This is a genomic window from Pantoea sp. nfd-35, assembly GCF_056892255.1.
The window spans coordinates 128667-141883 of the sequence record NZ_CP122404.1; the positions used below are offsets into that span (position 1 = coordinate 128667).

At 49.3% G+C, this 13217-nt stretch carries 14 protein-coding genes and 1 pseudogene; 6 read left to right on the forward strand and 9 right to left on the reverse strand.

Annotation, left to right across the window (positions count from 1 at the left end):
- Position 1 precedes the first annotated feature (1 nt).
- The 7 genes from P9J57_RS21005 to P9J57_RS21035 form a co-directional block, all read right to left on the reverse strand.
- On the reverse strand, positions 2 to 2338 hold the full coding sequence (locus tag P9J57_RS21005; protein WP_105082614.1) for a xanthine dehydrogenase family protein molybdopterin-binding subunit: 2337 nt from the start codon (positions 2336 to 2338) through the stop codon (positions 2 to 4).
- Entirely contained in the window at positions 2335 to 3327 is a 993-nt protein-coding gene (locus tag P9J57_RS21010) for an FAD binding domain-containing protein (RefSeq protein ID WP_210532330.1), read from the reverse strand. Before P9J57_RS21010 ends, P9J57_RS21005 begins: the two co-directional genes overlap by 4 nt.
- Complete coding sequence (locus tag P9J57_RS21015; RefSeq protein WP_014333021.1) at positions 3324 to 3812, reverse strand: (2Fe-2S)-binding protein; 489 nt, start codon at positions 3810 to 3812, stop codon at positions 3324 to 3326. Before P9J57_RS21015 ends, P9J57_RS21010 begins: the two co-directional genes overlap by 4 nt.
- A gap of 216 nt (positions 3813 to 4028) precedes the next feature.
- Complete coding sequence (locus P9J57_RS21020; RefSeq protein ID WP_105088755.1) at positions 4029 to 4856, reverse strand: metal ABC transporter permease; 828 nt, start codon at positions 4854 to 4856, stop codon at positions 4029 to 4031.
- A complete protein-coding gene (gene sitC / locus P9J57_RS21025) occupies positions 4856 to 5716 on the reverse strand; it encodes an iron/manganese ABC transporter permease subunit SitC (RefSeq protein ID WP_014598203.1) in 861 nt (286 codons plus the stop codon). Before sitC ends, P9J57_RS21020 begins: the two co-directional genes overlap by 1 nt.
- The gene (locus tag P9J57_RS21030) at positions 5713 to 6534 is read right to left on the reverse strand and encodes a manganese/iron ABC transporter ATP-binding protein (protein ID WP_014333019.1); all 822 of its coding nucleotides are present in this window, start codon (positions 6532 to 6534) and stop codon (positions 5713 to 5715) included. The genes sitC and P9J57_RS21030 overlap by 4 nt, the downstream gene beginning before the upstream one ends.
- Positions 6531 to 7406 (reverse strand): metal ABC transporter substrate-binding protein, encoded by an 876-nt coding sequence (locus P9J57_RS21035; protein ID WP_231858616.1) that lies wholly within the window; start codon positions 7404 to 7406, stop codon positions 6531 to 6533. Before P9J57_RS21035 ends, P9J57_RS21030 begins: the two co-directional genes overlap by 4 nt.
- A 358-nt stretch (positions 7407 to 7764) precedes the next feature.
- On the opposite strand from P9J57_RS21035, the gene P9J57_RS21040 reads away from it, so the two are divergent.
- The 4 genes from P9J57_RS21040 (at position 7765) to P9J57_RS21055 (ending at position 9384) form a co-directional block, all read left to right on the forward strand.
- Complete coding sequence (locus P9J57_RS21040) at positions 7765 to 8055, forward strand: hypothetical protein (protein ID WP_013028032.1); 291 nt, start codon at positions 7765 to 7767, stop codon at positions 8053 to 8055.
- A gap of 229 nt (positions 8056 to 8284) precedes the next feature.
- Complete coding sequence (ycgZ, locus tag P9J57_RS21045) at positions 8285 to 8530, forward strand: regulatory protein YcgZ (RefSeq protein ID WP_013028031.1); 246 nt, start codon at positions 8285 to 8287, stop codon at positions 8528 to 8530.
- A gap of 169 nt (positions 8531 to 8699) precedes the next feature.
- Positions 8700 to 8987, forward strand: coding sequence for a hypothetical protein (locus tag P9J57_RS21050; protein WP_013028030.1), 288 nt, complete (start codon positions 8700 to 8702; stop codon positions 8985 to 8987).
- A gap of 142 nt (positions 8988 to 9129) precedes the next feature.
- Complete coding sequence (locus tag P9J57_RS21055) at positions 9130 to 9384, forward strand: biofilm/acid-resistance regulator YmgB/AriR (protein ID WP_014604571.1); 255 nt, start codon at positions 9130 to 9132, stop codon at positions 9382 to 9384.
- Positions 9385 to 9472: 88 nt separating this feature from the next.
- Here the strand turns inward: P9J57_RS21055 and P9J57_RS21060 are convergent, their stop codons facing one another.
- Entirely contained in the window at positions 9473 to 9667 is a 195-nt protein-coding gene (locus P9J57_RS21060; protein ID WP_014333016.1) for a hypothetical protein, read from the reverse strand.
- 369 nt (positions 9668 to 10036) lie between these two features.
- On the reverse strand, positions 10037 to 10765 hold the full coding sequence (locus tag P9J57_RS21065; RefSeq protein ID WP_014598206.1) for a YoaK family protein: 729 nt from the start codon (positions 10763 to 10765) through the stop codon (positions 10037 to 10039).
- 335 nt (positions 10766 to 11100) lie between these two features.
- On the opposite strand from P9J57_RS21065, the gene P9J57_RS21070 reads away from it, so the two are divergent.
- Together P9J57_RS21070 and P9J57_RS21075 are read left to right on the forward strand one after the other, a co-directional pair.
- Entirely contained in the window at positions 11101 to 11433 is a 333-nt protein-coding gene (locus tag P9J57_RS21070; RefSeq protein ID WP_013028026.1) for a hypothetical protein, read from the forward strand.
- A 20-nt stretch (positions 11434 to 11453) separates the two neighbouring features.
- Positions 11454 to 11827: pseudogene (locus P9J57_RS21075) on the forward strand (RidA family protein).
- Positions 11828 to 13217: the final 1390 nt, after the last annotated feature.

Below are 13217 nucleotides of genomic sequence, written 5' to 3' on the forward strand. Positions count from 1 at the left end.
TTTAAAGGATTTTATCCAGCGTGATGGGTAAATCCCTGACGCGCTTACCGGTCGCGTGATAAACCGCATTGCTGATAGCCGCAGCCACGCCCACGATGCCCAGTTCACCGACCGTTTTCCCGCCCATGCTCGTGGCCTGATAATCAGGTTCACCGACATCAATGGTGGTGATCTCGGGAATATCCGCATTCACTGGAATCAGATAATCGGCAAGATTATTGTTAATCACCCGACCATTACGCGGATCGATAATGCCGCCTTCGAGTAATGCCTGACCTACCCCCATGATCATGCCGCCCACCCACTGACTTCGGGCGAGTTTAGGATTATAAAGTCGGCCACTGTCGAAGGCCGCGACCATACGTTTCAACCGTATGGTGCCAAAGTCTTCGTCCACCCGCACCTCAACAAACTGTGCGCTCCAGCTGTGTGCCGAGACCGTATCCGGTCGGCTCATTTCATTCAGGCTACCGGTAACGCTGTCCCGTTCCTGCGCAGACATGTTCGGTGAAAACGTGCCGCCTTCAACGCTGAGCCCATTAAGGTTAGCCAGCTTAAGCAGCGCCCCCAAATCAATGGCCTGAGACGGTTTAGCCGTGAGATGGATGCCACCCTGGGCCAGAGTGAGTTGGTCATGCGAAATGCCGGCAAGAGGGGAACCTGAGGTCTGGCTGGCCAACGCCAGTAAACGGGCGCGCAGCTTTTTCGCGGTATCGTCTACGGCAGCGGTCAGATTCCCTGCCAGCTGGGAGCCGCCCGCAACGCCAGCCCGGGGCAGTTGCGTATCGCCTAATTCAACATCAATGCGCTGTGAATCAACGCCCAGAATATCTGCGGCGGTTTGCGCCAGTATGGTGTAAGTGCCGGTACCAATATCCGCTCCTGCGCACTGCACAACGAACTGACCTTGCGGAGAAAGCAGGATTTTAGCTTCCGCTGGCATGGTGTTGACCGGGTAGGTCCCCGAGGCCATTCCCCAGCCAATCAGTTCGCGTCCTTCACGCATCGATCGGGGCGCCATGACGCGTTTATCCCAACCAAACGCCTCAGCCCCTTTTTGGTAGGCCTCTTTAAGCCGACGTGAACTCCAGGGAAGATCTTTTTGGTAATCACGATCGGCCCAGTTAAGTAGCCGAAAAGCCAGGGGATCAAGATCCAGTGCGTAAGCCATCTCATCCATCGCCACTTCAAGACCGAACGCGCTGGGGTTTTCACCCGGTGCGCGCATCCAGCCAGGCGTCACCGTATTAATAGGTCTGACCTGATGTTGGGCTGAGAGGTTTTCGATGGCATACATGCGGCCAGTGACCTTGCTGCAGTTTTCGGCGAACACGTCAATAAGTGATGTCTCACTAAAACTGCGCAGGATAACGGACTGAATCTTTCCTTCCCGCGTCGCCCCCATTTCCAGCTGTTGTGAGGTTGCCGGACGTCCGCCCAAACCCGTGAAGGTTTGCGGTCGCGTCAGTGACACACGAACCGGACGATTGAGCGCGCGCGAGGCCACACAGGCCAGCGCAACATGTGTGTAAGGCACGGGCTTAGAACCGAAGCCGCCCCCCACATAGGGCGAAATGATACGCACCTGTTTGGGTGAGATGCCCATCCATTCCGCAATTTCGACCTGGGCGCCCATCACCCACTGGCTGGGTTCCCAGACGGTCATATGATCGTTCTCCCATTGTGCAATACAGCCATGGGGTTCCATGGGCATATTGTATTCACGCGGGGTCGTGTAGCGCTGATTGATGCGGACTTCAGACTGGTTCATGGCGCTCTGCGCATCACCCATCTCAATATCCTGAGGTGGGAGCGGCTTGGGTTCCACCCCTTCATCTGTCGGTGATATCAGCGCAGGCGTGGTGTCATAGTCAATCTCTACCAGCGAAGCTGCGTAAGTTGCCTGTTCGAAGGTTTCGGCCACCACCAGGCCAATGTTCTGACCGTTGTGAATAATCACGTCATCCTGGATCGGCGTGTAGGTTGTCTGCGCGGCGCCCCCGTCAGCGATTGCCGTCGGCTGATGAATTTTCAGTGAATTGAGATGCGTATAAACGGCAATAACACCCGCTGCGCTTTCTGCTTTAGTGGTATCCATGTGTCTGATGCGACCGCTGGCGACGGTGGACTGAATGACCACGCCGTGCACAGCATTCTCGGGTGTATGTTCGATCGCGTAACGCGCTTTTCCTGTCACTTTAACCTTACCATCACCCCGGGTACGCGGCGTTCCCAGTCCTGACAGGCTTGCGGGTGCGCGGCGATAGCGTTCGTTGTGATCGCCCGTTGAATCCACGGCGTTCCCACTGTGAAGCAGGTCGTTTTGGTCATGGGTCATACGATTTCTCCTGCCGCCATCAAGGCGCGTGCGATTACCCGCGGTGTAAGCTGTATTTTATGTGCATTCCCGGAGAGCGCCTGTGTTTCCTGGTTAATCAGCTCTGCAGCCTCATACAGCGTTTGGTGCTCAAAAGGCTGTCCTGTCAGTGCCTGTTCAATGCGGCGCGCGCGCCAGGGTTTCGTTGCCACACCACCTAAAGCGATATGGACCGTTTCGATCATTCCCTGATTAAGCGTGAGTCCAACGGCTGCACTGGCGCTGGCGAATTCGTAGGAGGTGCGATCGCGGACTTTTAAATAGTGAGACTGCTTAAGCGCCGGGGAGCATGGGATCTCAATGGCTACGATGATTTCATCTGCCAACAACGCATGTTCTTGATGGGGTGTATCACCTGGCAGAAGAAAGAAATCTTCAATCTGAATGCGTCGGCTCTGCTGCTGGCTGTTTTGCACCACAACCGTTGCATCGAATGCCGTCAGAGCGACCGCCATGTCGCCGGGATAAACCGCCACACAGTGGTCGCTGTTTCCCAGAATAGCGTGGTTGGTATTCACACCATGCCGCGCAGCGCAGCCGGAGCCAGGCACGCGTTTATTGCACGCAGAGAAGGTGGCCGGATCGCGATAATACGCGCAGCGTGTGCGCTGGCATAAATTGCCGCCGATGGTAGCCATGTTGCGAATCTGAGGCGACGCCGCCTGCCATAAGCTGCCGTACAAAGCCGGCGCCTCGCGTTCACAGGCCGGATGATTCGCCAGCTCACTCATAGTGACCAGTGCGCCAATGGTGATGTTATCCTGACCAAAATCAATCGCAGACAAGTTGGGTAATCCAGCGATATCAGTGAGCTGGGACGGCGTAAAGACACCGCATTTCATTAAATCGAGTTGTGTCGTCCCACCCGCGATAAGATGATTTTGGGGATGTTGTTTGGCGCCAGCAGCATCCTCAACGGACTGCGCAACCTGCCAGTGAAATTCATTCATCGTGCCTCCTCCGCCATTTCCGCCGCGGCCTGTTTAATGGCATCAAGGATGAAAGGATAAGCACCGCAGCGGCAGAGGTTGCCACTCATATATTCCCGAATTTCGTCGTCAGAACCGGTATGGCCTTCTTTGATGCAGGCCACCGCAGACATAATCTGACCTGGCGTACAGTAGCCGCACTGGAAACCATCATGCTCAATAAAACAGCGTTGCACCGGGTGCAGTTCACCCGAGGACTGTTCCAGACCTTCAATTGTGGTCACGGCTTTACCTTGCGTCTGCACGGCCAGTGTCAGACAACTCAGTACCCGCTGCTCGTTTACCAGTACGGTACAGGCACCGCACTGCCCCTGATCGCACCCTTTCTTGGTACCGGTCAGGTTAAGATGATCGCGCAGCGCATCTAATAAGGTTACGCGAGGATCGATGCTGATCTGTTGGGTCTGACCATTGACCTGCATCGTTAACGGTATTGTTTCTGACATTGTCTTTTTCCCATGGTTGCAGGGCCGGTTAGGTGATCGGTTACTTATACATAACGGGCGAGATAAGAACGGGGAAAGCCGGATAACCCTGATGTTTACATGCGTATGTACGTCATTAGGTTTAGCACTTATTTTCAGGGTAAGAGGTAAAAAGACGACGATTGCGTTAATTAACACGGCTGGTCGCCCTGTTCATTCAGGCGACCAGCACAGTAATCAGCAGGAGGATTTAGACAGGCGAGAAAGTTTATAGTGAGTGGTGATAAAGCTGACGATAAAGACCAGAGCGAAAAGCACCACAATGGTTGGTGCGGGAGCACTGTCAATAAAAAATGAGAGATAAACGCCGCAGAGTGAGACAACCAGCGAAACAAACGTCGCCAGTATCAACGCATGGGAAAACCGATCCGTCAGCAAAACGGCAATCGCTCCGGGTGCAATAAGCAATGAAATCGATAAAATAATCCCTACTGCCTTAAGCGTTGCCACAATGGTCAGAGAGACCATACACAACAGGCTATAATGCAGCCAGCGCACCGAAAGCCCGCACACCTGAGCCTGTTGAGGATCAAAGCTGAACAGCATGAAATCGCGCCATTTCAGACCGACGACAGCGACAATCACAGCGGCAATGCCTAACGTCTGAAAAATATCGCTTTGGCTGATCCCCAGCATATCGCCGAATAAAATATGGTCGAGGTGGATCTCCGGTTTCAGGGCGATGTACAAAATCAGGCCAACCGCAAACATCCCGGAAAAAACAATACCCAGAACCGTGTCCTGCTTGATTCTGCTGTTCTCTTTAAGGTAGCCACTGGCGACAGCACAAAACAAACCGGCACTGAATGCGCCCACTGCCAGAGGTAATGCCATCATCCACGCCAGCACTATGCCTGGAAAGACAGCATGACTCATCGCATCACCCATCAACGCACAGCCCTTCAGGACCAAAAAGACTGACAGCAGCGCACAAGGCACGGCAACCACCGCCGCGATGAGTAAAGCATGATTCATAAAACCAAACTGAAAAGGTTCCAGCCACATCATCTTGTCTCCCGCACAGCATGCGCCTGGGCACGACGACGATTCGCCAGCACACCGTGCTTAGGCGCAAAGATGAAGGCCAGTAAAAACAGTAACGTTTGCGCAACGACAATAATGCCGCCCGTTGCGCCATCAAGATAATAACTTGCCCACGCGCCCATAAAGCTCGTGATGCTGCCAATGGCAACCGCGATGGCAAGTAGCCGGGGAAAGCGATCGGTCAGCAACCAGGCCGTTGCGCCTGGCGTGACAACCAGACAGATAACCAGAAACGCGCCCACAGTTTGTAACGCAGCCACGGTCGAAACGGCCAACAAAGTGAAAAATAAGATCTTAAGACGCACCGGATTTAAACCAACGGCGCGAGCATGGTTTTCATCAAAAAAGGTGACCATTAAATCTTTCCATTTGAAAAACAAAATGGCGACAGAAGTCAGTCCGGTAATAAGCAGTTGAATGATATCGGAAGGCGCAATAGCCAGAATATTGCCCAGCACGATAGTCTGAATATTTACCGAAGTGGGATTGAGGGAAACCATAAACAGCCCAAGGCCGAAGAACGAAGAAAAAATCAGGCCGATGATGGTATCTTCTTTCAGCCGCGTGCGCTGGTTGAGCAACAGCATGCTCCCTGCCGCTAAGCCCCCTGATAAAAAAGCGCCCAACGCAAACGGCAGTCCGAGCATGTAAGCGCCCGCGACACCGGGAACAATAGAGTGTGACAGCGCATCACCAATAAGCGACCAGCCCTTTAACATCAGATAACAGGACAGAAAGGCGCACAGCCCGCCGACCATGGCTGAAATCCACATGGCGTTCAACATATATTGATAACCAAAAGGTTCAAGTAGCGCGGTCATCGTTTACCCCATGATGAATGCGTGTCCATGGATGCATTAACCGGACGTTCATGATCGGCGATAACCTGCGTGATACCGCCCTCAGTCATGACATGGCGCAGTACGCCACTGAATGTGCGCTCCAGATTCTGCTGCGTAAACGTCGTCGCCGTGGGGCCGCTGGCAAGAACCGTGCCTTTAACCATGACGGTGTAATCACAAAACTCGGTCACGGAGCCAAGGTTATGGGTCGAAACCAGCATAGTTTTTCCTTCCTCCTTTAACTCACGCAACAAGCTGATGATTTTGGCCTCGGTATGAACATCAACGCCGGTAAAGGGTTCATCCAGTAAAATCACCTCACCCTGTTGCGCAATGGCCCGCGCAAGGAAAACGCGTTTCTTCTGACCGCCGGAAAGCTCACCGATTTGGCGATGGCGAAAATCCAGCATGTCAACGCGTGCCAGCGCGTCAGTCACCCGATCGCGATCCTGCCGTTTAGGGATACGCATCAGGCCCATATGCCCATAGCGCCCCATCATAACCACATCATCCACCAGAACCGGAAAAGACCAGTCAACCTCCTCGGCCTGCGGCACATAGGCGACCAGGCTACGGCGAAGCGCCTTACGCGTTGGCAATCCCAGTACGCTGATATGGCCCGATCGCGCAGGTACAAATCCCATAAGCGCTTTGAAAAGCGTAGATTTACCCGAACCATTTACCCCGACGAGTGCAGCAATTGACCCGGCTGGCACGCTAAAGCTGGCGTTGTGCAACGCTGTATGCCCGTTACGGTAGGTTACCGAGAGGTCCGAAACGACAATTGTGGGGTTCATCGTGTTTTCATCCCGTCCTGAATGCCGTTAACCAGCGTCTGGGTGGTAACTCTCAACAGGTCAAGATACGTTGGCACAGGCCCCCTGGCCGCGCTTAATGAGTCAACGTATAACACACCGCCATAATGTGCGTGCGTTTCGCGCGCGACCTGGCGTGCAGGTTTATCGGAGACGGTGCTTTCACTGAAGATGACGGGAATGGCATTCTTTTTCATCTGATCGATGACGTTCCGAACCTGCTGTGGCGTTCCCTGCTGATCGGCATTGATTGGCCAGAGATAAAGTTCTTTAAGCCCTAAATCACGTGCCAGATAGGAAAAAGCGCCTTCGCTGGTCACTATCCAGCGTTTGTTTTCTGGTATGGCGGCGAGTTGCTTACGAACAGGTTCGAGTGCTGCAACGATCTTTTGCTTATAGGCGGCTGCGTTCTGCTGATAGGTGCTGGCATTGGCCGGATCGTGCTTTACAAGCGCATCACGAATATTATCCACATAGATCAGTGCGTTATCCGGTGACATCCATGCGTGAGGATTGGGTTTGCCATTATAAGGTCCTTCCCCTATTCCTATTGGAGAAACGCCCGTTGAAACAACAACTTCAGGAACGCCTTTGAGATGTTGATAAAAACGTTGAAACCACAATTCCAGATTCAAACCATTAGCCATCACCAACTGTGCACCCTGTGCACGTTTAATATCGCCAGGGGTCGGTTGATACTCATGAATTTCGGCACCAGGTTTGGTGATTGACGTCACCTCAGCCGCCTCCCCTGCCACATTTTTTGCCATGTCAGCAATAACGGTGAAGGTCGTGACAACCTTAAATTTATCAGCCGCATAGCTGTTGAGGCTAATAAAAACACTCAACATCATGCCAAGTGTTGAAACCGATAATTTACTCACCATGTTCGTCATCCTGAGATTAATGAAGAAAGCGCCAATAATTTAGCCCGTGCTAAATTTTATAGCACAGGCTATAAAATTCACACAGAAACACTTTGTGAAGTTTTTTAATGAAATGAATGGAAGTTTTAAGTTTTGTAATGCAGAGTGGCTAACTAGTTATTCTGAAAGTAAAAGTCCAGCAGTGTAGCGCCATCGAATAATGAAGAAACCTTCCTGATGCAGGTCCATAAAGTGGATGGATCAACGCTGAGCGCGCGCAGGGTAAAACAGGAACGCTATGCTTTGCTAAAATAAACTTGTCGTATGAAAGGCAAAGGAGGTCATTTTGTTACTTTCCCAGCAGCACCTGACAAACACGATCATCGGCGAAGCCGCTCTGAACCTGATCGCCATCAATCAGGACGTCAGTGTGGAGTCTCTTGTCGATGAGCTTAAAGTAATGACCCGGTCTGAAGTGGATGAAGCCAGGCTGTCACAGCTCGATGATGCAACCAAATGGCTGATGGGTTTCAGGCAAATTGGTTCGCGCCTGACTTCAGGCAGAGGCTGGTCTGCACGCAAATCAGCGTTTTCAGGATCTTCAGACAACGACGGCGATGACATTGTCATAAAATAGTTCTATGCTCATATTTTACGCATTGTGTTAACTTTTAAGCTTAATTTTGGCACAATGCTTGATAACATCCGCCCTACTTCACACCTCTGTAACTCTCTGTTTTTAATCAATTAGCATTTTTTGCACAAAAAACTCCCGTTAAGACCATCAAAATTCTGTACAAGTTTTTGAAAGATGTATAACTTTCGCTCTATGGCAAAGTACATTTTAACCACCTGAGGATAATCGTATGCGTCAGAACGGACATGCACCGGATAATACCAGCGACATCGCCCGTTACTTCAGCCAGGCAAATTTGCCCTCTCAGCAGGAAACGCTGGGTGAGATTGTTGTTGAGCTACTGCGCGCAGGCCAAACACTTTCACGCAAAGCAATTTGCAGTAAATTGCTCCATCGTCTTGACGGTTGTGATGCCACAGAGCAGCAACGTCATTACCAGGAGCTAATTGGATTACTGTTTAGTCGCGAAAGCTAATATAAATTTAATGCTTTAAAATTAATTCGTTACCTGAAGTAATTTCTGATCGGGCAGTACCATGTTTACTCACAGGGATAGTACTGCCCACAGCTGACGCGGGAAGGTTAGCTGTCCCCCGTCATCGTAGCCGGAGCGTGGCTACAAATTCGTAATCAGAGAAGCCAGTATGTACAGAAGTGAAGAAGAAAAAATAACGGATGTCATGATTGGTGAGGCCGTTCTGATCTTACTGAAATCAGAAAGTCCGATATCCAGCAATGCACTTATTGCTCAACTTGAAGCAATGGCAAGTGAAACCGAGGACGCAACCAGGCTGAAAGCCATCAAAGTTGCGATTGTTGAAGTACAAAAAGGCATGGCCACAGCGAACAGTCGCCGCCGGGTGGATCTTCCCGAGCGCGATAAACACCGTTTGAACAACGACGGCCCACCAGAAGGCTCTAAAAAACACTGACGCTGGCGTCTAAGATTTAAGCTGTGCCAGCGAGAGAAAAGATGGGCATCAAAGTGTGTTATGCCTGGTAACCCTTACTACTTAATGACCTTGTCGGCTGACTCCTTAAGACGCAACTGACGATTCTTAGAGAATGATAACTATGCAACAGAGCACATCAGATTTAGCCATCATCGAGTTTTTTCGCAGTGAGGGAGAGCATCTTGCTCAGGAGACTGAGCTGCTTGGCAGAGTTATCAGAAATATTGTCAGTGACGAAAAACGCGTAACCAATAAAGCGATCATCCTGTACCTCATCGCAGAACTCGAATCGACGGATGATGAGTTCCACATCGAACTGTTACGCAGAACTCTTGAAATCGTGGTAGGACGTACGCCAGACGATGCAGGTGTGTAGTTTCGCATCTGACATCTGTGGTGAGGGCGTTTATCCTAAGTCAGCGTGAGTTTGTTGACCTGCAACGCAGCCAGATTGCAGGTCACTCTTAATGCATTTTGCGTGAGAAAAAATGGATTGCGCGCTGGCAAAGTACTTTAAATCTTTTGTCTCGGCTGTCCTGACTTAAACGAAACAATGCATCTGTGATCTGGTGAAACTGCACGGGCTCACCTATCTTCAGAAGTTCACTCACCACCGCCCCAATCAGCGCACGAATGTCGTTGTCTTCATGGTTATTCACATAACCTCCAACCGGTGTATGTATATACAGACTAACACTTTTGTGGTCAGGAAAACAAAGCCAGCAGAGGAAATAAACCTTAAGCGAAGCGGTAGAATCTACTTATATTATTGATTTAGTTATACAATAATTTTATTTTTCCACGACCAATCTAGTGAAATGGTAATTCTTTTCTAAATCGGATAAAACGTAAATTTCTATTACTTTTTGTCAGTTTTATGGACTTGTTCACCGGTCATATTCTGGAAGTTAATCCCTCTATTTAATTTGCTATACCACTTTTAAAATACAGTCTTAAATTAATTATTCCTGCTAGTAATGGCGGCACCTGAAATAAAATTTCACGAAACCGCCATTTATAAAAATCAACTAGTAAAGCTTTTTTGCATTATACAATGTAATAACAATCGCGCCAGCTGCAAGGGCGATGAGAAAAATCCCCAGTCCAATCATAGCGTTAAATGCATAGGTTTTAAAAAGTAATAGCCCGACAATGCACCCCGTTAAAAAAGATAATACCGTGGTTAAATGTGTATAAAGCTGCTTCTGGGCAAATCGTCTGTCGCAAGGTTCTGCCCGGGATATAAAAGATGATAAATAGGAACCTAATGCAATGCCTGCGTCAGTTAGCGTACCGGTAATATGGGTTGATCTGACACGGCCGTTCGACAGTTGCGTAGAAGTCGCATTATGTAAGCCCATCAGGAAGCCCAGCATCAACAATACCTCACCGTTGTAGCTGGGTGAATAAAACCATTTTTCGAAGAGTGACGCTGCCGTCAGTGCAAACCCTTCAGCCAGAATGATCAGGCAGAAGATGGTTCTGATTTTCCGTCTTTCGCCGGCAATAATGAACAATCTCGCGGTGGTACAACCGATCACAAACGCAGAAATCAGACCCGCAAGGAAAACCAGACTATCAAAGTCAGAAGTGAAAACTTCGTTAGAAATCTGAGAAGTATTACCGCTCATGTGTGACGGAAAAAAACCAAACGCGCCTAAAGCCATTGCGTTGAGTATCCCGGCAGTCGTTGCCAGTGCCAGTGCCAGATATCTATCCTCGGTATGTGACCGTATTTTCTTCTTCTTTATCAGCACGCGGTTCCCCTATAAATGTGCATAAATATCAGTCTGGATCCTGAGGCTCCAGACAACTAATAGTAGTATGCTTTTAAAAACTCAGCGGTGAATACAGATAAGTCTGGGTCTGTAACCTGTTAATTGTATTGATTTTTATAGTTTCATTGACTGATTTCATAAAACGTCAATGCCGGTCATATTTTTTATGCTGCTTATGGCCAGGGCTGGTGCCTGGTGTAACCCGATAGCCTAATCCAGGCAGAGGATTTAACTAATAGCGCTATTTATGGCAGGATATGCCACCGGACTGATGCCCCTGTTGGCCAGTGAGAAGAATGACTCTGGATGGATAGATGACAGTACTAAAACCCGCTTTTCTTATCCCTGCCGCCCTTGTCGTTGGGTTCCTGGGGTGGTGGCTGACACCTCATTATGACGCTGAAGATGAAAACTACTACATTTCTGTGCTCTGCGCCGTACCTCAGCAAAATGAGCAACAGCTGCAGAAAGACATGAAAAACGTTATAGAAGGCAGTAATTCAGACTATGCGTTGCAAAAAATACATTTTGTTCCTGGCCTGGCCGCTCGGGTGATCGACAACTGGAAAAGTCTGACTCAAGAACAGCAGCAGCAGGCAGCACTTAGCAATCATGCGTGCTCGCAGTTGCTAATGACCAACAAGTAATATATTGGGAGTTAAGCACTATGATGCCTGTACGGAAAAACTATGCTTCGCGTGGGGAAGTGACTGCCCCCTATGTCCATGCCGTCAGCCACAATCAAACACTCTATGTCTCAGGCTTAACGGCGTTTGGCACGCCTGCAAACCAGGGGATATCGCGGCGCAGGCTGAAGTGATTTTTGATCAGCTGGAAAGCATAGCGGCGGCTGAAAACACCTCTCTGCAGCAACTCATTAAGGTCACCCTCTTTGTAACCTCTTTTAAAGATATTGATGCACTCCGCAACGTGCTGTTTAAACGTTATGGTGATTATTTACCTGCGAGCGCATTGGTACAGGTTAGTGCTCTGTTCTCACCTGACTTGCTGATTGAGATCGACGCAATCCTGGGTCTTTGAACATTTATAAACCTCATTTTCTGGGTTATGAAAAGGGCAGAAATTGAGGTAACGCAATGATGTTCGAGACAGTACTTAATCCAGCGCAACTCACTGGCAATGGGAGCAAAGTTTCATTTCGCGCAAAGCCGTTCAAACCACGCAGAGCGACCTGAACCTTTACCGGCTGTTATCGACGGATATATCAGATGACGACAGATGTTTTCAGGCCTGGCATCTATTCCGGCAAAAAAGACACAACAAATTTTGATCATACGGCATGATTAACATCTGATTATGATCGTCTTTTCCTTCTCTCATCCTTGACCCAACGCTTTATACTTCAGTTGCCGCACCGTCAGATGGCATTGAACGAACAGGTTTATGCGTAAGTGGCACAGTGCTGAAAGGCTATAAATGCCCCCGACGTTAGTGATGCTGAGTAATCTGGTGGAAGTTCTGGAATCGTTGAGTAACAAAGCCCCCTACCCTTTACTTACCTGAAGCTCAGTGCTGGCTAATAGCCACTGACCATTATTGCCTTGAAACGCGCATGACACATGAATTGTCACTGAACTCTCATCTCTCCATCTTCACCCATTACCGCTTTCACTCTGCGGTCACGCTGGCAAAGACATTTTCGTCTTGAGAGATACGTATGTTGTCGAATCGCCGCTTGTGCCTTGTCTTCGTGAACGCTTACGCCAGTCGCACTCCACGCCGGGCTTAACAGTTTCAGTTAACTAGGAAGGCTGCGCGCTTTTCGGCTTGAATGCTGAACCAGTGGCTATCTGCTCATAAAAAGAAATCGTGTAAGACTCCCATTTACACCAGGCTGATATACGTGCCGCAAATTGCCATTAGGTGCATAAGATAAATTTCAGCCTGAAATCGCCAACATTTAGGTGTTACTGATTACAGTGAACGTTTAAGTGACATTCACTGTAATCAGTGAAAGAGGAAATAAAAACCAGCCAGAGGATGAATGATTTTTTTGAACGTCAAAGACACAGGTAAACCTGTATATTATGTTAAATAATCAGGCACGGTCGCAAATTTTCGCCCCTGAAATCGTTGACGTCCTGAGAAGAAAGTGACGTATTTTTCCTTCGATTTGGCTAAAACACGTTAATACCGCCACGTGGATTTCCCTTCGTGGCGAGTCGTCATTTATCTGCTTTAAAGCGATTTTAAGCCTGTTAAAGACAGCTGTCCCCAACCCGCCATCATGTGAAGAATACTTTTAACCAGGTGAGCAACGCATCTTAACCGTTCACTGTACACTGCAACCCAGATACCTATGTAAAGCCTGGATGATGCGATCAAAAAAACCTGTCTAAACGGCCACTTGCCAGCGAGGCTTGCCTGTTTTCATAATGACTGCTTTCAACAATTTCATGCAGCAAACCCA